We start from the raw sequence: 25,171 nt of genomic DNA, 5'->3' as shown, positions 1-25,171 counted from the left end.
CACCTGTTCAACGAACGACTGCGACCACTACGCCCCCCACGACAAGGCAGAACAATGAGCATCACCGCCGCAATGAATACCGCGATCAGTGGCTTAACCGCGCAGTCCTATGCGATGGGCAACATCTCCGGCAACATCGCGAACGCCCACACGCCGGGCTACAAGCGCATCGATACTAGCTTTGCCGATCTCGTCACAGACCAAGGTCCCAAGCGCGCGATGGCCGGACCGGTCCTTGCAGAAGCAAGGTTCACCACCTCTCTGCAAGGTCCACTCAACTCCACGGGCGTCGCCACAAACATGGCGATAAATGGTTCAGGGTTCTTCACGGTCATGCAGAGAACCAGCGATTCTGGAGCCGGCCAGTCTCTGTACACCCGCCGCGGTGACTTCGGAATCGACAAGGATGGTTATCTCGTCAACGGCACCGGTGGCCACCTGCTCGGTAACAATCTTGATCCCGTCTCGGGCCGGATAACGTCGTCTGGTCTGATCAAGATTGCCAACGCAAGCCTGCCCGGGCGGCAAACCACCAAGATTGATTATGCCGCCAACCTCCCGAAGATGCCCATCACGACCGCGTCGGCCGCCGGCGATTCAGCACCCTATGCGGTGCCGGCTGCGGTCGTGACCGACCCATCGCTGTCCGCACCGGATCTCACCAAGAAAGTCACGGGCACTGCGCAAGTGTCAGCCTTCCTCGACAAGTCCATCATGGGGCCGTCGCTGGCAATCTATACGTCCGGAGGAGCTCCGGTTTCACTGTCGACGCGCTGGGCCAAGGTGCAGGACGCGGCTCCTTCATCGGCACCGCCGAAAAATGCGATCTGGAATCTGTTCTACGCATCAAGCTCCGGCGCATCCAAGGACAGCGACTGGATCAACGTCGGATCCGCCTTTTCCTTCGACTCTTCGGGCAAATTCCTGCCTCCAGCCAGCGCAAACGTAACCCGTAACGGCAACGCGTCGGTCAAGATTCCGCAAGTGACCGTCGACGGCGCGATTATCGGCGACATCACGATGAACCTCGGCACAGGCGGTCTGACCCAGTACGCTGCATCCGCCGGAACGGCGACGACCAGCACCCTGACACAGGATGGCTACGCGGCCGGAACCTTAAAGAGCCTTTCCGTGTCGGCGGACGGCACAATCATCGGCGCCTTCTCCAACGAGATGACCGCTCCAGTCGCAACGGCTGGCATCGTGAACTTCACAAATCCGAACGGTCTCAGGGCTGCTTCGGGCGGCAATTACGAGCAGACCCGCGACTCTGGTCCGCCGATCGCCGGACTGAACGGCGGCACCATCGTTGGAGGCAACATTGAGGGATCCAATTCAGATCTCGCCAGCCAATTCTCAAGGCTCATCGCAACTCAGCAGGCGTACAGCGCGAACGTGAAGGTGATGACGACCTCTCAGCAGATGATGTCTGAGTTGCTCAATGCAATGCGTTAACTTCCAAAGACACGTGCGTCGGGAGCACTAGGATGCTGACGAACGCTTTTAGCACGGCGGCAGCCGGTCTGCAGGCCACGCAGAAAGCCATCGGTATCGTTTCGCAAAACGTAGCCAATGCCGGCGCAGCCGGTTACGTGCGACGGACGGTGACGACGCTCGCGCCCGGACCGGGCAATTCGGGCGTTGCCGTCGCCTCCGCGAGCCGCATTTTCGAAGAGGCTGCGCTCAAACAATTGCGCTCGGAAACATCGGGTGCCGCTTACAGTTCGTCAAAAGCGGATGTCCTCTCGCAGATCGACAGATTGTTCGGCAAGCCCGGCGACTCGGCAGCCCTCGACGGCCGGCTAAATGCCTTTACGCAGACGCTTCAGGGCCTCGCTGCAAATCCGGCGTCGGTCGCAATGCGGAGTACGGTACTAAACGCAGCTTCCGTTCTTTCGGAGCAGATCCGCGACATCGCGAGCAACGTACAAGGGCTTCGCAGCGGCATCGAGAACCGTCTCGCTGCGGACGTCAGAACAGCAAATGGTCTGCTCAGTTCGATCGCCAACCTGAACGTCAAGATAGCCGCAGCGTCGGATGACTCCGATCGCGCTTCGCTCGTCGATCAGCGCGATCAAAAGGTTACGCAACTTTCCTCGTTTCTCGACGTGCACGGCGTTCAGCAGCGCGACGGAGCGGTAACCCTGATGACGACATCAGGCGTCGCTCTGGTCGATCGCGGCGCGGCGACGGAATTGTCGTTCGACAACCGTGGCACCTTAGGCCCGACTTCCACATATTCGACGAATCTGTCGTTGCGCGGCGTCGGAACGATCAGCGCGACGATGCCCGGCGGTAGTGTCATCGATCTTGGCTCCCGCGGTGCCTTGCGCTCCGGATCGATCGCAGCAGGGCTGGAACTCCGCGACACGGCGCTGCCGCAGGTTCAGCGCCAACTCGATGATCTTGCCTTTGGCTTGGCTCAATCGCTTACCGACAAAAATACGATCGCAACACAGGGTGGAGCCGGCTTCGATCTCAACGTCAATGAGCTCGCCAATATCAAGCCTGGCAACACCATCACGATTCCGATCAGCTCAGGCGGTTCGGTCCGTAACGTCATCCTTGTGGCGTCAGCGCTCGGCTCGAAGCCGGTCGACGCCACGCAAACCATCGACTCCCACGCGCTGGTACGAACTTTCACGATACCGCCTGCTCCGGCAGCATCGCAAGACTATACCAAGGCCATCTCGGCAGCGCTCTCTGTCGTTGCAGCGAACGTGACAGTGACAAGCACCACGCAGGGCAGGGTAACGTTTTCCGGCCCGGGCATTCAGAGCGTCATCGCAATGATCACACAACCGAAATCGGAGAATGACCTCTCTGGCGCCCACCCGCGGATCCCGTTGTTCGTTGACGGCTCGGACAACACTCTCGTCACCGGCTCGCTCGATGACGGATCTCAACGCATCGGGCTCGCCCAGCGTTTCTCGGTCAACCGCGCGTTAGCTGCCGATTCCTCGGTCCTCACGCGGGCCAGTGATGCTGGGGCTTCACCCAATCCATCGCGTCCGCAATTCGTCTACGACGCGCTGACAAGCACCCGGCAGACGTTCTCATCGGCGAGCGGCATCGGCGGCACTCAGATCCCGCGCATCGCCACCGTCGCGTCCTTCGCCCAAGACGTCATCGTCGCGCAGGGCACAGCTGCAGCCGTCGCGACCAAGATGAACGAAGGGCAAAGTATTGTCCTGGCCGCCGCGCAGGGACGGTTCGCATCCAGCGCAAGCGTCAAGGTTGATGACGAGATGTCTCGCCTTCTGGCCCTGCAGACGGCGTACAGCGCAAATGCCCGCGTGCTGACCGCCGTAAAGGAGATGCTCGATCTCCTGCTCCGAAGCTGAGGGTGACCATGACATTCATACCGGGCTTCGCCGCAAGCGCGCCTGTCATGAGCCGCAATACGTCCGACCTCCTGACCCTCAAGAATCAGATTGAGACGCTAACACGGCAATTGACGACAGGCCGCGCGGCAGAGACTTACGCGGAGCTCGGCAGCCGACGATCCGAGAGCCTTAGCACGCGCGCGATGCTCAGCGCGATTGATGGCTATGATGCCACCATCGTAACCGTCCGGCCTCGCGTCGAGCTGGCGTCCGCCAGCCTGACCCAGATTGCGAACCTGACCACGACTCTCCGCAAGGGTCTAACGACCAATCGCAGCGATAGCGACGCCAATCGGGCGCTCGCACGCGCCAGCCTGGAGAACATCGTCGACGCCCTCAACCAGCAGGCGGGGGGACACTACCTGTTTGCTGGTCGGGCGTCGAGCACGCCACCTGTCCTGCCAGCGAGCGTTCTGCTTGATGGAGATGCGACAGATCCAGCAAGGCCGCTGGCGGGCCTCAGGACACTCGTCAATGAGCAGATCAGGGCCGATCGCGGTACTGGCCTCGGGCGCCTGACATTGTCGCCTCCGACATCGACGAGCATTGCGGTGGGCGAAGACGCGGATGCCGGCGCCAGGGCCAACTTTGGCTTTACGATCGCCGAGGCGCCCACGGCTTCGAGCGCATTCGCTGCGATCAGCTATTCGCCGAGCCCCCTGCAAGGAGCGACGCCGAGTTTCGCAAAAATACCGAGCGCAAATGATCATTTCCGCGTTGTCGTCAATCGGGTCGGCGGAGGTCAAAAGATCTATGACCTTACGGGAGCCGACCTTGCCGACGTCAGCTCCGTTACGAATGCGGCCTCGTCTTTAACAGCCTTGATCGGGAGCGATAAGATCGCCAGCGTTCAGAGCGCGACGCCCCCCGGTCTGACGGCGTCCTTTGCCAATTCGACTGCGCCCACTTCCTTCACCATCAATGTCGCCTCACAGCCTAAAAGCGGAGATCAGATTTCGATCAAGCTCGCCATGCGCGACGGCACCACGACAACCTTGGCCCTTCGTGCCCAAGTCACAGCCGATCCCGCCTCGACCGCCGACTTTACAATCGGAGCGACGGCCACAGCGACCGCCCAGAACTTATCGGATGCGCTCCGCCGTGCGCTGAGCGTGGCGGCCGAGACTACACTCGCTGCCAGTTCGACAGTGCGCGCCGCGCAGGACTTCTTCGCAGGTTCCACCGCGGTTGGGCTCGCGCCACGACGGATCGATTTTAGCGGATCAGCGCCGGCTTACGCACAGACGCCGTCAGCTTCAACGGTGATCTGGTACAGGGGCGAGGCGTCCGCCACCGATCCGCGCGGGTCTTTTGCGGTGCGAACCGGCGCCACGAGCACAGTTTTGATGGGGGCTCGTGCTAACGAGCCGGAGGTCCGTAACATCCTGTCAGGCTTCGCCGCTATCGCCATCAGCGACGGCGGTACCAGCGCCAAACCGTCGGCGGATCATTGGAAAGCGCTTGCCGAACGCACGACGTCGCTTCTACCACAGACCACAGCACTCGAGGCCATCTCGACTGACTTCAGCCTAGCGGCGAGCTCCCTTTCGGAAGCTCAAGCACGCAACAGGTCTGCCCGAGGCATCCTCCAGTCCGAGCTCGACGGCATCGAATCAGTCTCTCCGCAGGACATCGTCGCCAAGCTGCTCGACCTCCAGAATAGATTACAGGCAAGTTACCAAGTGACAGCGATGCTCTCAAAATTATCGCTCGTGAACTTTCTGCGATAGAGCGCGTGCAGTGCAAGCCTCCCACGCGGAACTGAAAAGGACAAGAGAAACACGAGCGCTTGGCGGCCGTGTAATGCAGCTGCAAGCTTCTACCGAAAAATGGGCAGCGTTCGGAGAGGCCAGCCTCAACCAGCCCATGACACTCAAGCTCATCGATCCAAGGCTTTCGGAGGTCAAGGACGATCAATCAAGATTTGCAGCATGGCAGGATCTCACCTCAAGTCTATTCGTATCCAAGAAGAGAGAGCCGGCGAGCACCAATTGCGAGCCCTCCTTTCGCTGCTTCAATCTGGATCGGTTACTCTTCCTTGACCACAGTATCGGCGCTCACGACGCTGAACGAACGCCAGCTCAAATCGTCTCACAGGGGGTGGATCACATCCTCCTCGGATTGCATACCTTCGGAGTGACCTGCTTGATGCGCTCCGACGGTGACGCAGTGGCTACCGCCGGCGATTTCGTAGTTCTGGATCTGGCGCAAACATTTCGATCAGTCACCGACGGGTCGTCGGCGATTCATATCTGCATTCCACGAAGACATTTCGACAGCCGAGGGAGAAAGATCGGTGCCTGGCACATGGAAGTTCTTCCCTCCAGGACCCAGCCACTCTTAAAGTTGCTGTCGGACCACCTTTTCAGCATGCGGGCCTGCCTCGATCACGTTGAGCACGAACAGAGGCATCTTCTGACATCGGCGGCCCTATCGGTTTGCAATGCGGCATTCACCCCGTCGAAAGACAGCGCATATAACCAACCCGCCATTGCCGCGATCGAAATCCGGCAGTTCATTGAGGACAATATTGAACAGCTGGATCTCGGGGTCGATTTGCTGTGCACGCAGTTTGGTCTCTCCCGCACCCCTCTTTACAAGATGTTTGAGGTGGATGGCGGGATCGCAACCTATATTCGCAACAGGAGGCTGGCCCGCGCGATGCGGATATTGGCCGGCGTGGAAGGCCGGTCGCGCCAGCGTGTCTCCTCGGTCGCTTACGCTTGCGGCTATGAGTCAGCCAAGATGTTCAGCCGCGCGTTTCATCGCCGCTATGGCATCAATCCGCGTGAGGTCAACACAGCGTTCCAGGCTGTGGCAATTCGCGAGAGGGGCGCGCTTCTCGCCTCGTGGATACAGAACCTGTGATGAGACACTGGTTGCTGCTGCCAGATTAGGGCAAAGTTATACAAGGACACGATTTCCGATCTCATGCGACACAAGGTTTTGGGGAGATGTTTACAAGACAACGCTACTTGAAGTGAGTTGTGTCTACTTCAGACGCCGGTCTGCCGTACTTCGGGAAGCGCTGTCCGTCCACATCAGCTGTCAGTTCGTCGTCAAAATGGCAACAACACATCAAGGACCTGCTGGCCGTAGCGCGGTTGCTGCACATCAGTGATCTGACCACGGCCTCCATAGCTGATGCGGGCCTCCGCGATTTTTGACCACTCGATGGTGTTGTCGCTCTGGATGTCCTCGGGACGAACGATGCCAGCAACGATCAGCTCCCGGACCTCGTTATTGACCCGCATTTCCTGTTTGCCTTCGATTACCAGATTGCCATTCGGCAGCAATTGCGTGACAACGGCGGCGACATTGGTCTGCAGGGCTTCGCGGCGCACCACTGATCCCTTGCCGTCGCTGGACCCCGCGGCATCGGCCGTCAGCAGCCGGCCGGGCAGTGGTGCCTGGCCGCCGATGAGACTGCTGCCAAAAAGATTGCTGATGCCGGAGTTCTCCTTGCTGCTGCGGCTGCGCTTGCTCTCATTGGCGAAATTGGCTCTATCAGTGATCCTGACGTTGATCGTCAGAATATCGCCTACCTGCGCTGCGCGCTGATCTTTGAAGAACGCCCGCGACCCGGTGCGCCACAACGAGTTTGGGTTATAGGAGGCGTGCTGTGGGGGCGGCATTGGCATTTGCACAGGCTGATAGCCGGGTTGTGTCGTCGGATTTTCAATAGAAGATAGGGGCGGCTTCTCGCCGACGGTCGATAGGCGATTGACAGCCGCGCAATTGGCCGCCAGCAGGCTCAGTCCAACCGCGTTCGAAATGAGCAGCGCACGCCTAAAGCTTCTACGCCCGATCAAGGTGCGATTGCCGAGTAACAGCCCAAGATGCGGAGAAGGCGCCCCGCCGCGTTCGAAGTAAAATGCCGATCGAGCTAGGTCTGCAGCCCAGCGCGTCCATCCTTGACACGTCCGGGGGAGGAGGTGCGCGAACAACCAGAGCCGTACTCTGGAAACCAAAGCTCTAAGCCAAGTGCACGGAGACAAATGTGTCAAAACCGAGCGATCCTGTAGCGGCGTCTGTCGCATACGTCTTCGATCACGCGCGCATGGTCTGAGGGCATCCGTCACACACGGGCTTTATCGGCGAAAGCCGCCACCACGCGCTTGATCTTGTCCACTGGATACATTTGACCGCCGACAGACAGCAAAGCAGGGTTAGCGGTCAGATCGATGAAGTCGACGGTGCCCTCGGTCTCGGTCGTCACCGCCACACCTTGACCGTTGCCGTCCTGCGCGGTGGCGCTCAGCTTGTAAAGGCCGTCCGGACATGGTGTGCCGTCACTGCCCTTGCCATTCCATGTAAAGGTGGAGCGGCCCGACTTGATCGACACATGCCCGGAATAGACGGTCTGACCACCGGAATTCGTAATCGAGACAGCAGTGGCGCTCTTCGGAGCGCTCAACGTCCAGCTCGCCGAGCCCTGTGCCAAAGATGCGCTGCTGCCATCCACCGCAACAGTGGTGCCGACAAACGCCAGGGCCTGTGTCGACTGCGCGGCCTTCTGGCTGTCCAACAACCCTGACAGCAGACTGTTGCTCTTGAGCTGCGCTTCGACTTGCGCGAATTGCACAAGCTGCTGCGTAAACTGATTGGTGTTCAAGGGATCAAGCGGATTCTGGTTTTTCAGCTGCGTCGTCAGCAGCGTCAAAAATGTCTGAAAGTTTTCGGCGATTCCGGGCGTCTTCGCCTGGCTTGGGTTAGCGCCCAAACCCGCCATGCCCGGACCTGAGGCCGCAGACGGAGCCGAGCGGAGTCTATTTGCCGCGTTCGCATCGATCGCCATCAGCCCCTCCGCCAGATGTCGATGCCCCCAAGTCCCCACCGAATCGTCCGTGCATCGATGCCTTTGTTAGAAGTCCCCGAACATTGCGATAACCTTACATCGCTGGTTTGCTGCCTACTCAGCGACGTGATGCTCCGCTGATGAAAGTCGCAACTAGGCGAGCTAGGCTGAAAACGGTGCTTCCATCATTCGCGATTGTCTGATGCGCAGAAGAGTGATGAGGTAGGAGATTGGCGCGTCGGCAAGCCGCGGTGCTTCTGACGTCTCGCGAGCTCAGCGGAAGCGTCGCGGGGTCTCAATGGATTGACCCCGGCCAGAGCCGTAATACGACTGCAATGCTTGCGGCAGAGAAGCCCGTTCCTGCGGATCTATAAACATCCGGAGAACGAGGCTCGATGCGCTCATCGATCCGATCATCAAATACGAATGGGGGTGTCCGGTGCCTTCGCGACTCCTCTGTTTCAAGCACGCCGGATCAATCCCTTCTGACCACCCGTCAAACATCTGGGAATCTATCGATGTGTATTCCGCTCGTATTGGCGATACAGGTTGAACTCCTGCGCGAAGAATTGTCGTGCGTACGTCATGTCCGACTGAATGTTGGCCGGGCCAGGATCGTGACCCAGCTCAAGGAGCTGCTCTTGCTGGTTAGTTCAAATGCCGAAGTAGAAAATGCTAGCGAACGGACCTTTGCTGCATGTTTCCAACTGTTTGAGGTACTGAGGAAAGAAGATATGCCAGGTCTGCGCGAAACCCACCGGATCTGGGCGACGCGGCAGCGCGCGCTCGAGGCCGTCGCTGAACTGGAGCGAACCCTTCGCTTGGCGTGCCCAAGCGTCGAGGCCCGGAGGCTGGGGCTGGATTGGCTCGCGGAAGAACCAGTCCAGCGGAATTGTGGGTAGGTGGAAAAGACACACCGTTCGGCGCTGAGGATGGTCGCAGCTGTGGAGATAGCCGAACTCAGGGGTCAGACGCACCTCCTGCGGGCGGATGAGCTGACGCCTGCCGACGGCGCTGGTGTGAGCTCTGACCCGGCGGCCACCAGCCTGACGGTGGAATGGGCAAAAAGTTTTTTCTTTAACGGCAGGACCAAGCCAATGAGGGGAGCGGTGCCCGGCACCACCGTGTGGCCCAGGGCGGGCATCCCACACCAACTCATTGATCAGAGCTTCTGGAATTATCGCCACATTCTCGCTGAGCGCGAAAGCCCTGTGTTGGCCGAGCTTCGAGGGGGTCAAGATGGGCCCCGCGTTGCTCGGCGCGCATCTGGAGAGGTTACATATGTTTCGGCAGCAACGATGCTTGCGCGCTGGGATGAGGCATCATGAAGCTATCAGATAATGCCTTTCAGGAGTTTACGGATTCGATCGTGACTGCGCGCGATGATCGGGACTTTGAGCGTATCGCGGCTCGGGTTGCCGCGCGTCTCGGTTTTCGCTGGTTTGCTTACTTGAAGATCGTTGACGGAGCCCCGAAGCTGATTTCCTCATACCCCAAATCCTGGACAAGCCGGTATTTCGATCTGCACTACGAGCGACTTGATCCCGTCATTCAGAGGGCGCGCCTTGATCATGACCTGTTCGGCTGGACGAGCGGCACGGCTATGCCACAAGGCACGAAGGAGCAGCGCAGATTCTTCGAGGAGGCCGCGTCATTCGGTATTCGCGGCGGCGTAACGATCCCGCTTCGCGGCGGCTTTGGCGGCATCGCCGCCTTCACGCTCGCTACCGATGACCGCGGCTTGTGTCCTGAGCGCTTGATCACGAACTCAAACGACGTATTACACCTAATCGCATTATACTTTCATACGCATCTCGCCGTGCGGCAATCCCGGCAAGCGCCACTCGCCGCTCCGGTGTTGAGCCCGCGAGAGCGGCAGTGCATCGCATGGGCAGCGCGAGGCAAGACCGCCTCGGACACCGCGGTGCTAATGGGTATCTCGCCTCGAACCGTGGCATTCCATTTGGAGAACGCCCGACACAAGCTGGATGCGACCTCAATTGCGCAATGCGTAGCCGAGGCGCTTCGTCGTCGCCTGCTGACTTGAACCCGTTGTTCTGGCCGACGACATGGATGCCCACGTGGCTTGATATGCTACCTGGCACCGGAATTGCTTGCCGAAATCTCCCAGAACTTCGGTTTTCGCCGATACCCCTGTTAAAAAGCACAGGCGCTGCGATCCACCGTTTCTGCTGTTGTGATGACCGCCCGATTCAACCGGAGGTCATATGCTCGCCACAGCCCTCGACCATGACTTGTTCGGAAAGCATGTCGATTTGCTTGCCGATATGTACCGGTTGCGCCGCAACGTCTTCAAGGACCGACTGGACTGGTCGGTCGCGGTTTCCGGCGATATGGAAGTTGATCTCTTCGACGCGCTCAATCCGACCTATCTTCTCGTGCTAACCCAGGACGGCGCTGTCGTCGGCAGCGTCAGGCTGTTGCCCACGGTCGGCCCGACGATGCTTGCAGACACGTTTCCGCTTCTGTTGGGCGATCGACCGATGCCGAGGCACGAAAAAATCCTCGAAAGCTCCAGATTTTGCGTAGATACCAAGCGAGCGCCGCAACTTGCGGACAACGGCATCAACCGCGCGACCATCATGCTGTTCGCTGCGATGATCGAAAGCCTGAGAATGAAAAATGCGGACAGCATCGTAACAGTTACTGACGTTCGAATGGAACGGATACTGCGTCGCGCGGGCTGGCCACTCGAGCGGCTCGGCTCGCCACACCGGATCGGACAGACCATGGCGCTGGCCGGTTATCTGCACGCCTCGGAGACAGCGTTGCAGGCGCTCTATCAAGCCGCAGGGCTTGTCGGGCCAGCGCTCGTTCCGGTTACGTCAGTTCGGACTGCGGCGTGACACCGTCGTATGAGCCGGAATGTGACGCGTGCTGGCGTATTCCGGGCAGGACCCGGGCCGGCTCTCGAGTATCGCCAAGACCACAGGACGAGACGACCACGGGACTAATTTGTGCCTTCTGGCGCGGGGTGTCGTATGTTGGGCGTGTCTCCATTGAGCCTCGGCGATTGCGAGCCGCAGGAGCTATCCGCAATGGTGCCGGACGTGAACGGACAGGTGGGTCCGGGTCGGCTGCTGTGCCGTATCAAGGTCGCAATCGGCCCGGCAACTGACGCGCCGATTTGTTCGCCCGGATGTCCGAAAATACTCGCGATCAGCAAGATCGCTTGTTTGCGGGCTACGTGGGATATTTCAGTTCCTGTGCTATGTCCGCAACCAGAATACTTTGGGGCCAGATTACTGTCGTCTTGACCCTCGTGCTGGTCACGACGTGGGCGGCGACACAGTGGACAGCATGGCGGCTCGGCTACCAGTCGCAGCTTGGCCAACCCTGGTTCGAACTCGCCGCGGGCATTCCCATCTATCATCCGCCGGCGTTCTTCTGGTGGTGGTATGCATATGATGCCTATGCACCCGCAGTGTTCGTCGAAGGGGCATGCGTTGCCGCATCGGGCGGGATCATCTCCATCATAGTTGCATTTGCGATGTCGGTGTGGCGGGCTCGGGAGGCGGAGACGGCGGCCACGTACGGTTCCGCACGTTGGGCGAGCCAGTTTGAGATGCGAAGGGCAGGCCTCGTCGGACCTGACGGCGTAATCCTCGGACGTATCGAGGCGCAATATCTGCGACACGACGGGCCAGAGCATGTGTTGTGCTTCGCGCCAACCAGGTCCGGAAAGGGCGTCGGACTTGTTGTCCCCACGCTTCTAACCTGGCCCGGGAGTTGTATCGTCCACGACATCAAGGGCGAAAACTGGACCCTGACGTCAGGCTTTCGTGCCCGGCACGGCCGGGTGCTGTTGTTCGACCCGACGAATTCAGGGAGTGCGGCCTACAATCCTCTTTTGGAAGTGAGACGAGGGGAATGGGAGGTTCGCGACGTCCAAAATGTCGCCGATGTGCTTGTCGATCCGGAGGGGTCGCTGGAACGGCGGAACCACTGGGAGAAGACCAGTCACGCCTTGTTGGTTGGAGCCATCCTTCACGTTCTTTATTCTGAGCAGGACAAGACGCTTGCCGGGGTCGCAAGCTTTCTGTCCGACCCGAAACGTCCGATCGAGACTACGCTTCGCGCAATGATGACGACCCGGCACCTTGGAGAAGCCGGGACACATCCGGTGATCGCATCTGCGGCGAGGGAGTTGCTAAACAAGAGCGAGAACGAACGATCAGGCGTGCTCTCGACCGCGATGTCGTTCCTCGGTCTCTATCGTGATCCCATTGTTGCCCGGGTAACGCGCCGCTGCGATTGGCGCATCCGGGATCTCATTGAGGACGAAAAGCCAACGACGCTTTATCTCGTTGTGCCGCCGTCTGATATCAGTCGCACCAAGCCGCTTGTGCGATTGGTCCTCAACCAGATTGGTCGCCGTCTCACCGAGGATCTTAAGGCCGCCCAAGGACGCCGGCATCGGTTGCTGTTCATGCTTGACGAGTTTCCGGCGCTTGGAAGGCTTGATTTCTTCGAGTCCACGCTAGCCTTCATGGCCGGCTATGGCCTGAAGAGCTTTCTCATTGCCCAATCCCTCAATCAAATCGAGAAGGCTTACGGGCCGAACAATGCCATCCTCGACAACTGCCATGTGCGAGTATCGTTCGCGACCAATGACGAACGCACCGCCAAACGCGTGTCGGACGCGCTCGGGACGGCAACCGAGCTGCGGGCACAGAAGAACTACGCTGGTCACAGGCTGAGTCCCTGGCTCGGCCATCTCATGATTTCTCGCCAGGAAACGGCGCGACCCTTGCTGACACCGGGGGAGGTCATGCAACTCCCGCCGGATGATGAGTTGGTTCTGGTCTCCGGCGTGCCGCCAATCCGCGCCAAGAAGGCAAGGTATTTTGAGGATCCGCGTTTGACTGAACGTGTGCTGCCACCGCTAAAATCAGCGCCTCTCAACCGCGAGAGTAGCGCACCGACGGACGATTGGAACCGCTTGCCAGCTCCAACGATCAGGAGTGTGCCCGAGGCGATATCTGCGTCGGGCGTTCGTCCATCCGTCAATGACCCCGCAAATGCCGGCATTCGTCGCGAGCCTGGCCTTCCCGGGCACGAAGATATCGCGGCGGAAGTCTCGAAGCCGCCGACTGAGTTCGACTTTCCAGAAGAGGATGACGGTGTTGCCGTCCGCGCTCGCGTGATGCGCACCAACGGATCCCGCCTGGCGCGACGGGCCGCGATGGACCCGGACGACGGTCTAAAACTTTAGGGTGCGAGATTATGCGGACAAAACACACGTTTCGCTTGCCTCCGGAGCTTGCGGGCAGGCTCGCGGACCATGCCAGCCGCAAGCGAGTGCCCCAGGCGCTCGTCGTCGAAACCGCACTGGCGTCATTCCTGTCGCCTGATAGTTCCGAGCGGATGGAAGCCGCGCTCGGCCGCCGTCTTGACCGGTTGACCCGACACGTCGAGCGGCTCGAGCGTCACATCACGATATCGAATGAGACGCTGGCCTTGTTCGTGCGATTCTGGCTAACGGCAACGCCGCCGCTGCCTGACACGGCGCAACTCGCTGCACAGACCAAGGGGCGGGAGCGGTATGAAGGTTTTGTCGAGGCACTCGGGCGCCGGCTGGCCAGAGGCCAGACCCTCGCGCAGGAAATATCGCTCGACATTGAGGCAGCCACGGCAACTCCAATCGTTCCCGAAGAGTGAGTGCGCCGTCTCTTTCTTTTGCTACGCCACAGCGCGCCGTCCGACTTGGTCTTGTTGCGCAGACACGCGACCTGCTTTTTCTAATGATCCCAGTCGTCGAGGCCGTTTGCGCTCGACGCTTTGGGGGCAATGGTGGCAGTTCATTCCATCCAGTCCGAAGTGATATCGCGCGGTGCGCGCATGCTACGCACTGCGCTCGGACCGTCGATTGCGGCTTGGCTCGAGGATCCTATTATCGTTGAGGTGATGCTCAATCCCGACGGCCGGCTCTGGGTCGATCGGCTCTCGGACGGCTTGGCGGACACAGGCGAGCGCCTTGCTGCGGCCGATGGCGAGCGCATCGTGCGGCTCGTCGCCCATCACGTTGGCGCCGAGGTTCATTCGGCACGTCCACGAGTATCGGCCGAATTGCCGGAAACCGGAGAGCGGTTCGAGGGGCTGCTGCCACCCGTGGTAACCGCACCAGCCTTTGCGATCAGGAAGCCTGCAGTCGCCGTCTTTACCCTCGAGGATTACGTTTCCGCCGGCATCATGGCGGAAGTTCAAGCAGAGCTGCTCCGTGAGGCTGTTCGGGAGCGCCGCAACGTCCTCGTGGCGGGCGGTACCTCGACCGGTAAGACCACGCTGACGAATGCCCTCCTGGCCGAAGTCGCCAAGACGACCGACCGTGTCGTGCTGATCGAAGACACACGCGAACTCCAATGCGCCTCGCCGAACCTTGTAGCGTTGCGTACCAAGGACGGCGTTGCCTCGCTTTCGGATCTCGTCCGCTCCTCGCTGCGGCTGCGACCCGACCGGATTCCGATCGGTGAGGTACGTGGCGCTGAGGCGCTCGATCTCCTCAAGGCCTGGGGGACCGGCCATCCCGGCGGCATCGGTACCATCCACGCTGGCACAGCGCTTGGCGCGCTCCGCCGGCTCGAGCAACTGATCCAGGAAGCGGTCGTCACCGTGCCGCGGGCGCTGATCGCGGAAACGATCGATGTAATTGCTGTTCTCTCCGGCCGCGGCGTGGATCGGCGGCTGGCAGAACTTGCGCATGTCGAGGGCCTGACACCCGACGGCGACTACCTCATTCGACGGCAAGGAGATCGACCATGAAGCGGATCATCTTTCAACGCGTGGTGCTGGGCGCGGCCACCGCTCTTATGACTGTACTAGCTGCTTCGAACGCCGATGCCGCCGGCTCGAACATGCCGTGGGAGCAGCCACTCAACCAGATTCTGCGATCGGTCGAAGGACCGGTCGCCAAGATCCTGGCCGTGATCATCATCATCGTCACGGGTCTTACGCTTGCCTTTGGCGATACCTCCGGCGGCTTCCGGCGCCTGATCCAGATCGTCTTCGGATTGTCGATCGCGTTCGCGGCGTCGAGCTTCTTCCTGGCATTCTTCTCGTTCGGCGGCGGAGTCCTGATCTGATGGACGGGCCCATGGAAGGCTTCGCGGTGCCGGTGCATCGCGCGTTGACCGAACCGATCTTGCTCGGCGGCGCCCCGCGGGCGGTCGCCATCCTCAACGGCACCGTGGCCGCAGCGCTTGGCCTCGGCTTAAGGCTTTGGATTGCCGGTCTTCTGCTCTGGGTGCTCGGCCATGCCGCCGCCGTGTGGGCAGCGAAGCGTGATCCGCTGTTTCTCGAAGTCGCAAGGCGGCATCTGCGTATCCCCACCCATCTGAACGTGTGAGCAGGCAATGATGAACCTCAGCGAATACCGCCGTTCCAACGTGAGCTTAGCAGATTTCCTGCCATGGGCCGCACTCGTCGACGAAGGCATTGTCCTCAATAAGGACGGGTCGTTCCAGAGAACCGCGCGCTTTCGGGGGCCCGACCTTGATTCCTCCGTTCCAGCGGAGCTCGTTGCTGTTGCCGGCCGCCTCAACAATGCACTTCGCCGCCTCGGTTCAGGTTGGGCCGTATTTGTGGAGGCGCAGCGATATCAGTCGAACGCTTATCCGCCGAGCAGTTGTCCGGATGTCGCTTCGGCCTTGGTCGATGCTGAACGCCGAGCTCAATTCGAGGAGGAGGGCGTTCACTACGAATCTGCATACTTCCTCACCTTCCTGTATTTGCCGCCGGTAGAGGATACGGCCCGCGCCGAGCACCTCCTTTATGAGGGACGGCAGCGCGGGCAGGCTGCCGACGCCGGCGAAGCATTGCGCGGCTTTGTTGACCGGACCGACCGCGTGCTGCAACTGGTCGAAGGGTTCATGCCGGAGTGCCGGTGGCTCGATGACGGCGAGACCCTGACCTTTTTGCACGCGTGCGTCTCAACCAAGTGCCACCGCGTCCGTGTCCCCGAGATTCCCATGTACCTCGACGCGTTGCTGGCCGATCAGCCGTTGACCGGCGGCCTCGAGCCGATGCTTGGCGACCAGCATCTGCGCGTGCTTACGATTGTCGGGTTCCCAAGCGCGACCACGCCGGGGATCCTGGACGACCTCAATCGGTTGGCGTTTCCCTATCGCTGGTCGACCCGCGCGATCATGCTCGACAAGGCTGATGCGACGAGGCTCCTGACCAGGATCAGGCGGCAATGGTTCGCCAAGCGGAAATCCGTTGCCGCAATCCTCAAGGAGGTAATGACCAACGAACCGTCGTCCCTGATCGACACCGACGCCAGCAACAAGGCTATCGACGCTGACGCCGCGTTGCAGGAACTCGGCTCGGACATGGTCGGCGAAGCCTTCGTCACCGCAACGATCACGGTCTGGGACGAGAACCCGCACACTGCGAATGAACGGTTGCGGCTGGTCGAGAAGGTCATTCAGGGGCGCGACTTCACCTCCATGGTAGAGACCGTCAACGCCGTCGATGCCTGGCTGGGGTCGTTGCCTGGGCACGTCTATGCCAATGTACGCCAACCTCCGGTCTCGACCCTGAACATCGCCCATATGGTTCCATTGTCCGCGGTCTGGGCAGGGCCAGCAAGGGATGCCCATCTTGGGGCGCCGCCCTTGTTCTTTGCACGGACGGAAGGGGCGACGCCGTTTCGCTTCTCCCTGCACGTTGGGGACGTCGGACACGCGTTGGTGGTCGGTCCGACAGGGGCGGGCAAGTCGGTGCTGCTTGCGTTGATGGCGCTGCAGTTCCGCCGTTATCCTACCTCCCAGATCGTTGCCTTCGATTTCGGCGGCTCAATCCGGGCCGCAGCCCTTGCCATGAAAGGAGATTGGCACGACCTCGGCGGCGCGCTCTCCGACGGCACCTCCCAACCCGTAGCGTTGCAGCCGCTTGCCATGATCGACGATGCGGCCGAGCGCGGCTGGGCCGCGGAATGGATCGCCGCCATCCTTACCCGCGAAAAGATCGACGTCACACCCGAAGCAAAAGAGCATCTTTGGTCGGCGCTGTCTTCGCTGGCTTCGGCGCCTGCGGGCGAACGCACGCTGACTGGTCTGTCCGTTCTGCTGCAGTCCCAGAGCCTGAAAAGGGCCCTTCAACCCTATTGCCTCGGTGGCCCGTCTGGGCGCTTGCTCGATGCGGAGACCGAACGGCTTGGAACAAGTTCGGTCCAGGTGTTCGAAACCGAGGGGTTGATCGGAACCGGCGCGGCACCGGCAGTCCTATCCTATCTATTTCATCGGATTGAGAGGCAACTCGACGGGAGGCCCACGCTACTCATTATCGACGAAGGTTGGCTTGCACTCGATGATGAAGGGTTTGCCGGCCAGATCCGTGAATGGCTGAAGACGCTGCGCAAGAAGAATGCCTCCGTCATCTTCGCCACGCAATCGCTCTCGGATATCGATGGCTCCGCGATTGCAACTGCCATCATCGAGAGTTGCCCGACGCGGCTGTTCCTTCCGAATGAGCGAGCGATCGAGCCGCGGATCACGGCGATCTATCGGCACTTCGGTCTCAACGATCGCCAGATCGAGATCCTGGCTCGCGCCACCCCAAAACGCGATTACTACTGCCAGTCACGGCGCGGCAATCGCCTGTTCGAGCTGGGTCTTGAGGAGTTCGCGCTCGCCTTCACTGCGGCTTCATCAAAGTCCGATCAGGCAATGATTGAGCGTGTGCTGGCGGAACATGGCCGTGACGGCTTTGTCACCGGATGGCTCGCCGCGCGCGGGCTAGGTTGGGCCGCCGATCTTATTCCGGGTCTTATCAAGCAGGAAGGCCTGTCATGATGTCTCGCCGTCACCTCTCAGCAATGAGTGCGCTCGCCATTACGATCGCAGATACCGCTTCGCCCGTATCCGCCCAATTGGTCGTGTTTGATCCCAACAACTATGCGCAGAACGTGCTCACGGCCGCGCGTGAGCTGCAGCAGATCAACAACCAGATCACTTCGCTGCATAACCAAGCTCAGATGTTGATCAACCAGGGTAAAAATCTCGCCAGTCTGCCATATACCTCGTTGCAGCAGCTCGAGCGGTCTTTCCAGCGAACGCAACAACTGCTCGCCCAAGCACAGCGCATGGCCTACGACATCAATCAGATCGATCGAGCGTTCTCGACGACCTATGCGTCAGTCCAGGCGAGCGAGACAGATCAAGCCTTGATGGCGAATGCGCAAACACGCTGGCGGAATTCTATGGCCGGCTTGCAGGATGCTCTACGCGTTCAAGCGACCGTGGTCGGCAATCTCGATGGCCAGCGCAAAGAGATGTCCGCCCTTGTCAGCTCCAGCCAGGGCGCGACTGGCGCGCTACAGGCCAGTCAGGCCGGAAATCAGCTGCTTGGTCTGCAGGCGCAGCAACTCGCTGACCTCACGGCGGCTGTTGCCGCGCAAGGACGTGCACAGAATCTAGAAATTGCCCAGCGTACTGCGGCCCAAGACCAGGGTAGGGAGCAGCTTCGTCGCTTTCTCGCATCCGCTCGAGGCTATCAGCCTTCAACGGTTCGGATGTTTCACCAATGAACAAAGGTGATGAGCTCAAGCGCATGATCTTTGTGATCACGGCAGCTGTCGTGTCTCTCCTGGTTGTCGCGGCCTGCACGATCCAGCTTCGCGACGATAGGGAGAGTCCACCAACAAGATCCTCGGCATCCCGCGCGACCCATCCACCTGACGCCAAACTCGAACACTGCCGGAAGGTGACCTCCGAGCAGGCGGCAGAACTCCGGGAGTGCCGTCTGATCTGGGCGGAGAACCGCCGTCGCTTCCTGGGATCAAAAAAGACGTCATCCGTTTCGTCCGCCGATGATCAATCAGGCAGTCCGGCATCGGCGTTGGCGCAGCCCAAGTTTCTCGATCGTCTTCCCCAGGGCTGGCCGCCCATTGCAGCACCAGAACGCGAGTAAGTTGGATGGGTGGCACCGGCGTCATTGACCGATTCCTGGAAACGTTTACCCGCTATATCGACAGCGGATTCGGGTTGCTCGGAAGCGAAGTCGCCTTCCTCGCGACGACGCTCGCCGCGATCGACGTCACGCTGGCCGCCCTGTTCTGGGCCTGGGGTACGGATGAAGATATCATTGCTCGCCTCGTGAAGAAGACGCTGTTTGTTGGCGTCTTCGCTTACCTGATCGGTAATTGGAATAATCTTGCCCGTATCGTTTTCGAGAGCTTTGCGGGTCTCGGCCTCAAGGCCTCCGGCACGGGACTGTCCTCGGCTGAATTCCTACGCCCGGGCCGGATCGCCCAAGTCGGCATAGATGCGGGGCGGCCGATCCTGGACTCTATCTCGGGATTGATGGGTTACGTCAGCTTCTTCGAGAACTTCATCCAGATAAGTGTGCTGCTATTCGCCTGGGTGATCGTGCTGCTCGCCTTCTTCATCTTGGCAATCCAGCTCTTTGTCACTCTGATTGAATTCAAGCTAACGACGCTCGTTGGCTTTGTCCTGATCCCTTTTGGGCTGTTTGGCAAAACAGCCTTCGCCGCTGAACGCGTGCTCGGTAATGTCATCTCATCCGGCGTCAAGGTCATGGTGCTGGCGGTCATCGTCGGTATCGGCTCAACGCTGTTTTCGCAGTTTACGGCGGGATCAAGCGGGGCACAGATCGGAATTGAAGATGCCTTGGCCCTGGTGCTCGCAGCATTGGCGCTGCTGGGCCTGGGGATCTTTGGGCCCGGCATCGCCAATGGCATTGTGTCCGGCGGCCCGCAGCTTGGCGCCGGAGCCGTCATTGGCACGGGGTTAGCTGCCGGCGGAGCTGTGATGGCTGGAGCCGGACTTGCTGCAGCCGGCGCTGGCGCGCTCGCGGGGGCTGCGCGTGGAACTGCCGCGCTATCGGGTAGTGCGAGCCGTGCGTTTCGGGCAGGTGGCTTGTCCGGCGTCAGGGATGCCGCCACGTCCGCGATGATGAGCCCGCTTCGTCGCGCTGCGACAAGTTCCGGTAGCAGCTCGGCATCAACCGGCGGTGCTACGGTTGGCGAAGCTGGCGTAGTCCAGGCCCCTGCGAATGCCTCATCTGCAGACACTCAATCCAAATGGGCTTCGCGTATGAGGCGCATGCAGGCCATACGCCATGGAGCATCAACCGCCAGCAACGCCGTACGCTCTGCTGATCGAAATGGGGGAGGTGCCTCCGTCGATCTCTCGGAAGGAAAGCAATGATGTTCAAGCGACCAGCCGTTCATTACGGCCGCACGCCCGCGCCTGTGACGCCCTATCAAAGGGCGGCCCAAGTTTGGGACGACCGCATCGGTTCGGCGCGCGTGCAAGCGAGAAACTGGCGGCTGATGGCTTTCGGCTCACTAACCCTATCGGCTGGACTCGCATCCGCTCTTGTCTGGCAGTCGACGCAAGGCACCGTCACGCCCTGGGTCGTCGAGGTCGATCGTCTCGGCCAGGCACAGGGCGTTAGCCCCGCCAATCCCTTCTATCAGCCGACCGATCCGCAGATTGCGTTCCATCTGGCACGCTTCATCGAAGACGTACGCGGGCTTCCGGCCGACGCCGTCGTACTGCGTCAGGACTGGCTGCGAGCCTATGACTTTACCACGGACCGCGGCGCGGCGGCTCTCAACAACCATGCTCGGGTCAACGATCCCTTTGCCAATCTCGGTAAGGTGCAGATTGCCGTCGAAATATCGAGCGTCATCCGCGCTTCGCCGGAGAGTTTTCGTGTCGCCTGGATCGAGCGCCGCTATGACAATGGTCAGCTTGCCACTACCGAGCGCTGGACTGCCATCCTCACCATCGTGATCGATACGCCGCGCGATGCCGATCGTCTGCGCAAAAATCCGCTTGGCGTCTATGTCAATGCCATCAACTGGTCGAAGGAGGTCGGGCAGTGAACGGGCCGATAACCAAAATTACTAGCTCTCGTGTGGGCGACATCCTGTGTCCGATGTTGCTCGTTTGCATGGTTACGCTCAGCGGCTGCACCACCTTCAAACCCCCGCAGATCAGCTACGACGCTGATATACCGCCGCTTCCCAATCCAACAGTGTTGGCGGAGGAGCGTCCGCGATCACTGCATGTTCCACCCTCCTGGATCCCAGCCAAGGGCGGCAGGAAAGGAGCGAAGGAGGCCGAAGAGCCGATTGCCCGGATTGAGACGGCGAATGATGCCGCGCGCGTTGAACCCCGGAAGCAGGGCTACTTCAACGCCGTGCAGGTGTTTCCGTTTAGTCCCGGTGCCCTCTATCAGATTTACGCTGCGCCCGGACAGATTACCGATATCGCGCTCGAGCCCGGTGAGCAGCTCACGGGTTCAGGTCCGGTGTCGGCCGGTGACACCGTACGCTGGGTTGTCGGCGATACCGAAAGCGGAAGTGGCGACACCAGGCGCGTCCATATCATGGTCAAGCCGACACGGCCTTCAATCGAGACCAATCTCGTGGTCAACACTGACCGGCGCACCTATCTGATCGAGCTGCGATCGCGTGAGAAGTCCTATATGCCTTCGGTGGCCTGGTTCTATCCGGAGGATCGGACGACGCGTGCTCAGGCCGTTCCGCCAACGCCAGTTCTTCCCGACCCCGCTCAGCGGCGCTATCGCTACACCCTCGAGGGCGACAATCCGCCCTGGCGGCCGATCGGTGCCTATGACGATGGCCGCAAGGTCTATGTGGAATTCTCACAAGGAATCGTTCAAGGCGAGATGCCGCCGCTGTTCGTCATCGGCCCGGATGGCAATCCCGAAATCGTCAACTACCGAACCCATCATAATGTGCTGATTGTCGATCGGCTGTTTGCCGCGGCGGAACTGCGGCTTGGTGGCGATGCCCAGCAAAGGGTTCGGATCGTTAGAAGCGACGGGAGGTCTTGATGACCGGCACCGAAGCGAATAATGCCGGCAGCTCTCATTCGACCGCGCCGAAGACATCCGAGGAAATTGCTCATTCTTTGCGGCTCCGTCCAGAACGCCCGCTTGTTACGCGTCTGTCGCGTAAGGTTTTGGCCAGCGGGACGGCATTGGCGCTTCTTCTGGTCTCTGCAGCCGTCCTTTGGGCCATGCAGAACAATCGCACGCGGACGCCTGCATCAGAAGAACTCTATCGTACAGATCATCACAACGTAGCTGATGGCTTGGCCGGGTTGCCGCGCGACTATGCAGGTGTACCGCGAGACGTGCCGCGCCTCGGACCACCGCTGCCGGGCGATCTCGGCGGCCCGATCGTTGCAGCTCAAGCTCAGTCGGGACCGCTTGTTGCCGACGCCGAACAGCAGCGAATGAACCAGGAAAGCGAGGCCGCTCGCATCAGCAAGGTCTTTGCGTCAACCAATGTTCGACCCTCCGCGGCGGCCGCTCCCGCCGAGACTGTTCCGAACGCGGTGTCCTCGTCCGATGAGGCCTATGCCCAGAACGGGCAGGATCGCAAGCTCGCCTTCGTCAATGCCTCAGTAGATCGACGGACGACGAGCTCCGATCGCGTGACGATGCCGGCTTCGCCGTACGTTGTGCAGGCTGGGTCCGTGATTCCGGGAGCTCTGATTACGGGCATTCGCTCCGATCTGCCGGGACCGATCGCAGCGCTGGTGACTGAGAACATATTCGACACACCAACGGGACGCTATCTTCTAGTTCCGCAGGGGGCACGTCTCATCGGAATCTACGACAGTCAAGTAACTGCCGGCCAATCACGTGTGCTGCTCGTCTGGACGCGGCTGATCATGCCGAATGGACGTTCGATCGTCCTTGAGCGAAAGCCCGGCGCTGATGCCGCAGGTTATGCAGGCCTCGAGGACCAGATAGACAATCACTGGGGCGAACTCTTCAAAGCCGCCGCGCTATCGACGTTCTTGGGAGTCGGCGCCGAACTGGGCGAGGGCTCCGACACAAATGGCAACAACGGTGCAATCGTTCGGGCATTGCGCCGTGGTGCTACCGATTCGCTGAATCAGACTGGCCGGCAGGTGGTTCGACGCAGTCTCAACATCCAACCAACGCTTACAATTCGACCGGGCTTCCCAGTTCGTGTGATTGTCAATCGCGATCTGGTTCTTCAGCCGTATGGAGGACGATAGAAGATATGGCTAAGCTCAAGATCGAAGCAATTCCAGATGATAAAGTCGCAAAGGTGATGATCGAACTGACTGCGCCGGTTCATCGGGATCTGATAGCCTATGCGGAAGCGTTAACGCGGAAGACCGGACAGCGCGTAGACCCGATAAAGCTAATTCCGCTGATGCTCGCACGCTTCATGGCCACTGACCGTGGCTTCAGGAAGCTGCGACGGGCAAGTCACTCGGCTAATGATCCCGCGGTTGCCAAAGACGGGCGATGATCCACCAGCAAGCTGAGAAAGTGGGCAAGAGCTGCGTTCTTGTTTCGCGTGAGCCAATGGGCGCTGAAACACACCTCGATGGAGCTCGCGCTATCGCGGAACTCGCGATAGACGACGTTCTCATCAAGAGTTCCAATTTCGGATTCCCAGGCGAAAGTAACGCCTAAGCCGAGACTCACGAGATTCTTCACCAGCAGCTGGCTCACATCGTGCCGTTGTACAGCTGGCCGGTTGCTAAAGTGCGGGAGCGCGGACCAAAGGAAATGTTCCAACTCTCCTTTATCCTCAGATCCGCCAAACAAGACCGTTTCATCGAGAAGATCAGTCCAGAAGATAATATCGCGCGCAGCAAGCGCGTTGTCCTTGTTGAGCAACACAAAAATGCGCTCCGTCCATAATGCTCTGGTTTGCATGTCTGCTGAACGAAGCCGTCCTGGAGCTATGACAATGTCTGCGGCCCGATTGTCCAGACATCTCAACAAACCCCGCGGTGAACGCTGTATGACTTCCAGCTCAATTTTGGGAAAGCGGCCCCTAAACTCCGTCAACGTCTCGCCAAACTGCGCTCGTTTTCCCGGCAGCGGTCCGCAAAGCCCAATTGCAATACGACCGACTTGGCCGGAGCTAGCGCGGCCTGCCGCGTCGACCAGGTCGTCAACCTGCGTCAAAATCCCGCTCGCGAGGTGTAAGAATCGTCGGCCGACCTCGGTAGGTCTTATTCCTCCGCTCGATCTCTCGAACAAAGTTGCACCAAGCAGGTGTTCCAATTGAGCGATAGAGCGGCTTAGCGCCGAATGCCGAACGGACAATAGTTCAGCCGCCCGTCGAAAGCTGCCGCAATCGCAGGTCAGTAAAGCCAAACGAAGATGCTTGAGCTCGATCGCCTTTCCGGAACGTCTTAGGTCGTTCATGTTGCCGAAGTCACTCCCTGGAAATCATCGCTCTCGTCACGACAGAATTAGCTTGGCGCCCTCGAACCTACTTCGGTGGCGCTCGTGGGCGCACCTGTTTGATTTCGCAGGGTGACTTTCCCTAGAGAAGATGCTCCTTTCGTAGTTGCGGCGGACATTCGACTTTGCCAATCCCTTCGTTCAGCGAATGCGTAATTCGATTCGAACTTTCGAGGGGGGTTAAGTTTTTCAATTAGTTGGAAGGCGCCGTGTGCACGATGTGTGCGCCGAGGGATCAAAGAAAATCTAGCGACGGGTAACGTGAGCAGGCTGACCAGGACGTGCTTCGGTGTCCGCGGCGGGCCTACGTTTAGGGCACGGAGTAATCTCGCTCGGCAAACACAAGTTTACGCCGATCAATTGCCCAGAGTGCAGTTCGCGGAATGACCCGTTATGGAATTTGCTGCAAGTCTCTACGAATTCAACAGCAAAAGTTTTTGCTGTACGTTGTGTTCGGGCCACGAAGTTAGCCGCCCGTTCCGACGTGGCAGTTACAAATCGCGGGCGTTTGGTGAGTACGTTGATGCGGGCGATTTTAGCGACTTAGGAGCTGCGGCACTCGCAGCACATAATGGCTCTGCGGTGGCCCGCTGGTTCACGCTGGCGGGTCATCCTGACGTTGCACCATGACTTTCGATCGAAGCAGATTCTTATTTCATCATGTCGATGGTCAGCAAACTCTGACGGAAAGCGATCAGGACACCGACCTGCGCAATGCGCGGGGATC

Annotated in this window: 23 protein-coding genes; 19 read left to right on the top strand and 4 right to left on the bottom strand. The window is 59.9% G+C overall.

The window, feature by feature from the left end; genetic code table 11:
- Window positions 1–54 precede the first annotated feature (54 nt).
- From LMTR21_RS28090 to LMTR21_RS28075, 4 genes are all read left to right on the top strand, one after another.
- Window positions 55–1,455, top strand: coding sequence for a flagellar hook protein FlgE (locus tag LMTR21_RS28090; RefSeq protein WP_065754435.1), 1,401 nt, complete (start codon window positions 55–57; stop codon window positions 1,453–1,455).
- Window positions 1,456–1,487: 32 nt separating this feature from the next.
- On the top strand, window positions 1,488–3,344 hold the full coding sequence (flgK, locus tag LMTR21_RS28085; RefSeq protein WP_065754436.1) for a flagellar hook-associated protein FlgK: 1,857 nt from the start codon (window positions 1,488–1,490) through the stop codon (window positions 3,342–3,344).
- 8 nt (window positions 3,345–3,352) lie between these two features.
- Window positions 3,353–5,116, top strand: a complete 1,764-nt coding sequence (locus tag LMTR21_RS28080) for a flagellin N-terminal helical domain-containing protein (protein WP_065754533.1) — start codon at window positions 3,353–3,355, stop codon at window positions 5,114–5,116.
- Window positions 5,117–5,189: 73 nt separating this feature from the next.
- Window positions 5,190–6,254, top strand: coding sequence for a helix-turn-helix transcriptional regulator (locus tag LMTR21_RS28075; RefSeq protein WP_084030766.1), 1,065 nt, complete (start codon window positions 5,190–5,192; stop codon window positions 6,252–6,254).
- A gap of 191 nt (window positions 6,255–6,445) precedes the next feature.
- On the opposite strand, the gene flgH is transcribed toward LMTR21_RS28075, so the two are convergent.
- The 3 genes from flgH to LMTR21_RS28060 all read right to left on the bottom strand — a co-directional run bounded on the left by flgH (window position 6,446) and on the right by LMTR21_RS28060 (window position 9,422).
- Window positions 6,446–7,168, bottom strand: a complete 723-nt coding sequence (flgH, locus tag LMTR21_RS28070) for a flagellar basal body L-ring protein FlgH (protein ID WP_430642603.1) — start codon at window positions 7,166–7,168, stop codon at window positions 6,446–6,448.
- Window positions 7,169–7,464: 296 nt separating this feature from the next.
- Window positions 7,465–8,184: a flagellar hook assembly protein FlgD gene (locus LMTR21_RS28065; protein WP_065754437.1), complete on the bottom strand. Its 720-nt coding sequence runs from the start codon at window positions 8,182–8,184 to the stop codon at window positions 7,465–7,467.
- 653 nt (window positions 8,185–8,837) lie between these two features.
- Window positions 8,838–9,422, bottom strand: coding sequence for a hypothetical protein (locus LMTR21_RS28060; RefSeq protein WP_141688424.1), 585 nt, complete (start codon window positions 9,420–9,422; stop codon window positions 8,838–8,840).
- A gap of 86 nt (window positions 9,423–9,508) precedes the next feature.
- Between LMTR21_RS28060 and LMTR21_RS28055 the strand changes: the two genes are divergently transcribed.
- The 15 genes from LMTR21_RS28055 to LMTR21_RS27985 all read left to right on the top strand — a co-directional run bounded on the left by LMTR21_RS28055 (window position 9,509) and on the right by LMTR21_RS27985 (window position 23,494).
- Window positions 9,509–10,231 carry an autoinducer binding domain-containing protein gene (locus LMTR21_RS28055; protein ID WP_065754440.1) on the top strand — a complete coding sequence of 241 codons (723 nt, stop codon included), beginning with the start codon at window positions 9,509–9,511 and terminating at the stop codon, window positions 10,229–10,231.
- Window positions 10,232–10,412: 181 nt separating this feature from the next.
- The gene (locus tag LMTR21_RS28050) at window positions 10,413–11,051 is read left to right on the top strand and encodes an acyl-homoserine-lactone synthase (RefSeq protein WP_065754441.1); all 639 of its coding nucleotides are present in this window, start codon (window positions 10,413–10,415) and stop codon (window positions 11,049–11,051) included.
- 365 nt (window positions 11,052–11,416) lie between these two features.
- Complete coding sequence (locus tag LMTR21_RS28045; protein ID WP_065754536.1) at window positions 11,417–13,420, top strand: conjugal transfer protein TraG; 2,004 nt, start codon at window positions 11,417–11,419, stop codon at window positions 13,418–13,420.
- Window positions 13,421–13,431: 11 nt separating this feature from the next.
- Window positions 13,432–13,866 carry a CopG family transcriptional regulator gene (locus tag LMTR21_RS28040; protein ID WP_065754442.1) on the top strand — a complete coding sequence of 145 codons (435 nt, stop codon included), beginning with the start codon at window positions 13,432–13,434 and terminating at the stop codon, window positions 13,864–13,866.
- 180 nt (window positions 13,867–14,046) lie between these two features.
- Entirely contained in the window at window positions 14,047–14,967 is a 921-nt protein-coding gene (trbB, locus tag LMTR21_RS28035) for a P-type conjugative transfer ATPase TrbB (RefSeq protein WP_430642602.1), read from the top strand.
- 47 nt (window positions 14,968–15,014) lie between these two features.
- The gene (locus LMTR21_RS28030; protein WP_246175861.1) at window positions 15,015–15,287 is read left to right on the top strand and encodes a TrbC/VirB2 family type IV secretion system protein; all 273 of its coding nucleotides are present in this window, start codon (window positions 15,015–15,017) and stop codon (window positions 15,285–15,287) included.
- A complete protein-coding gene (locus LMTR21_RS28025; RefSeq protein WP_065754445.1) occupies window positions 15,287–15,550 on the top strand; it encodes a VirB3 family type IV secretion system protein in 264 nt (87 codons plus the stop codon). Before LMTR21_RS28030 ends, LMTR21_RS28025 begins: the two co-directional genes overlap by 1 nt.
- Window positions 15,551–15,557: 7 nt before the next feature.
- Window positions 15,558–17,999: a conjugal transfer protein TrbE gene (gene trbE, locus LMTR21_RS28020; protein WP_065754446.1), complete on the top strand. Its 2,442-nt coding sequence runs from the start codon at window positions 15,558–15,560 to the stop codon at window positions 17,997–17,999.
- Window positions 17,996–18,733 carry a P-type conjugative transfer protein TrbJ gene (gene trbJ, locus LMTR21_RS28015; RefSeq protein ID WP_065754447.1) on the top strand — a complete coding sequence of 246 codons (738 nt, stop codon included), beginning with the start codon at window positions 17,996–17,998 and terminating at the stop codon, window positions 18,731–18,733. The genes trbE and trbJ overlap by 4 nt, the downstream gene beginning before the upstream one ends.
- The gene (gene trbK-alt / locus LMTR21_RS28010; RefSeq protein ID WP_084030768.1) at window positions 18,730–19,116 is read left to right on the top strand and encodes a putative entry exclusion protein TrbK-alt; all 387 of its coding nucleotides are present in this window, start codon (window positions 18,730–18,732) and stop codon (window positions 19,114–19,116) included. Before trbJ ends, trbK-alt begins: the two co-directional genes overlap by 4 nt.
- Before the next feature lie 5 nt (window positions 19,117–19,121).
- Window positions 19,122–20,375 carry a P-type conjugative transfer protein TrbL gene (gene trbL, locus LMTR21_RS28005; RefSeq protein ID WP_065754448.1) on the top strand — a complete coding sequence of 418 codons (1,254 nt, stop codon included), beginning with the start codon at window positions 19,122–19,124 and terminating at the stop codon, window positions 20,373–20,375.
- Entirely contained in the window at window positions 20,375–21,058 is a 684-nt protein-coding gene (gene trbF / locus LMTR21_RS28000; protein WP_065754538.1) for a conjugal transfer protein TrbF, read from the top strand. Before trbL ends, trbF begins: the two co-directional genes overlap by 1 nt.
- A gap of 53 nt (window positions 21,059–21,111) precedes the next feature.
- Window positions 21,112–22,035: a P-type conjugative transfer protein TrbG gene (trbG, locus tag LMTR21_RS27995; RefSeq protein WP_065754449.1), complete on the top strand. Its 924-nt coding sequence runs from the start codon at window positions 21,112–21,114 to the stop codon at window positions 22,033–22,035.
- The gene (locus tag LMTR21_RS27990) at window positions 22,035–23,234 is read left to right on the top strand and encodes a TraB/TrbI/VirB10 family type IV secretion system protein (protein ID WP_065754450.1); all 1,200 of its coding nucleotides are present in this window, start codon (window positions 22,035–22,037) and stop codon (window positions 23,232–23,234) included. Before trbG ends, LMTR21_RS27990 begins: the two co-directional genes overlap by 1 nt.
- Window positions 23,235–23,239: 5 nt before the next feature.
- Window positions 23,240–23,494, top strand: coding sequence for a DUF2274 domain-containing protein (locus LMTR21_RS27985; protein ID WP_065754451.1), 255 nt, complete (start codon window positions 23,240–23,242; stop codon window positions 23,492–23,494).
- Here LMTR21_RS27985 and LMTR21_RS27980 read toward each other — a convergent pair.
- Window positions 23,452–24,405, bottom strand: a complete 954-nt coding sequence (locus LMTR21_RS27980) for a LysR family transcriptional regulator (RefSeq protein ID WP_065754452.1) — start codon at window positions 24,403–24,405, stop codon at window positions 23,452–23,454. The two genes, LMTR21_RS27985 and LMTR21_RS27980, sit on opposite strands and share 43 nt — an antisense overlap.
- Window positions 24,406–25,171: the final 766 nt, after the last annotated feature.

The organism is Bradyrhizobium paxllaeri (genome assembly GCF_001693515.2).
Classification (GTDB): Bacteria; Pseudomonadota; Alphaproteobacteria; order Rhizobiales; family Xanthobacteraceae; genus Bradyrhizobium; species Bradyrhizobium paxllaeri.
This window is presented reverse-complemented; position numbering and strand designations above follow the sequence as displayed.

What these genes read in the sequence shown, in the direction of transcription:
- LMTR21_RS28090 (WP_065754435.1), top strand. Translation starts at nt 55, where the DNA reads ATGAGCATCACCGCCGCAATGAATACCGCGATCAGTGGCTTAACCGCG.
- flgK (WP_065754436.1), top strand. Translation starts at nt 1,488, where the DNA reads ATGCTGACGAACGCTTTTAGCACGGCGGCAGCCGGTCTGCAGGCCACG.
- LMTR21_RS28080 (WP_065754533.1), top strand. Translation starts at nt 3,353, where the DNA reads ATGACATTCATACCGGGCTTCGCCGCAAGCGCGCCTGTCATGAGCCGC.
- LMTR21_RS28075 (WP_084030766.1), top strand. Translation starts at nt 5,190, where the DNA reads ATGCAGCTGCAAGCTTCTACCGAAAAATGGGCAGCGTTCGGAGAGGCC.
- LMTR21_RS28065 (WP_065754437.1), bottom strand. Translation starts at nt 8,184, where the DNA reads ATGGCGATCGATGCGAACGCGGCAAATAGACTCCGCTCGGCTCCGTCT.
- LMTR21_RS28055 (WP_065754440.1), top strand. Translation starts at nt 9,509, where the DNA reads ATGAAGCTATCAGATAATGCCTTTCAGGAGTTTACGGATTCGATCGTG.
- LMTR21_RS28050 (WP_065754441.1), top strand. Translation starts at nt 10,413, where the DNA reads ATGCTCGCCACAGCCCTCGACCATGACTTGTTCGGAAAGCATGTCGAT.
- LMTR21_RS28045 (WP_065754536.1), top strand. Translation starts at nt 11,417, where the DNA reads ATGTCCGCAACCAGAATACTTTGGGGCCAGATTACTGTCGTCTTGACC.
- LMTR21_RS28040 (WP_065754442.1), top strand. Translation starts at nt 13,432, where the DNA reads ATGCGGACAAAACACACGTTTCGCTTGCCTCCGGAGCTTGCGGGCAGG.
- trbB (WP_430642602.1), top strand. Translation starts at nt 14,047, where the DNA reads ATGCTACGCACTGCGCTCGGACCGTCGATTGCGGCTTGGCTCGAGGAT.
- LMTR21_RS28030 (WP_246175861.1), top strand. Translation starts at nt 15,015, where the DNA reads ATGACTGTACTAGCTGCTTCGAACGCCGATGCCGCCGGCTCGAACATG.
- LMTR21_RS28025 (WP_065754445.1), top strand. Translation starts at nt 15,287, where the DNA reads ATGGACGGGCCCATGGAAGGCTTCGCGGTGCCGGTGCATCGCGCGTTG.
- trbE (WP_065754446.1), top strand. Translation starts at nt 15,558, where the DNA reads ATGATGAACCTCAGCGAATACCGCCGTTCCAACGTGAGCTTAGCAGAT.
- trbJ (WP_065754447.1), top strand. Translation starts at nt 17,996, where the DNA reads ATGATGTCTCGCCGTCACCTCTCAGCAATGAGTGCGCTCGCCATTACG.
- trbK-alt (WP_084030768.1), top strand. Translation starts at nt 18,730, where the DNA reads ATGAACAAAGGTGATGAGCTCAAGCGCATGATCTTTGTGATCACGGCA.
- trbL (WP_065754448.1), top strand. Translation starts at nt 19,122, where the DNA reads ATGGGTGGCACCGGCGTCATTGACCGATTCCTGGAAACGTTTACCCGC.
- trbF (WP_065754538.1), top strand. Translation starts at nt 20,375, where the DNA reads ATGTTCAAGCGACCAGCCGTTCATTACGGCCGCACGCCCGCGCCTGTG.
- trbG (WP_065754449.1), top strand. Translation starts at nt 21,112, where the DNA reads ATGTTGCTCGTTTGCATGGTTACGCTCAGCGGCTGCACCACCTTCAAA.
- LMTR21_RS27990 (WP_065754450.1), top strand. Translation starts at nt 22,035, where the DNA reads ATGACCGGCACCGAAGCGAATAATGCCGGCAGCTCTCATTCGACCGCG.
- LMTR21_RS27985 (WP_065754451.1), top strand. Translation starts at nt 23,240, where the DNA reads ATGGCTAAGCTCAAGATCGAAGCAATTCCAGATGATAAAGTCGCAAAG.
- LMTR21_RS27980 (WP_065754452.1), bottom strand. Translation starts at nt 24,405, where the DNA reads ATGAACGACCTAAGACGTTCCGGAAAGGCGATCGAGCTCAAGCATCTT.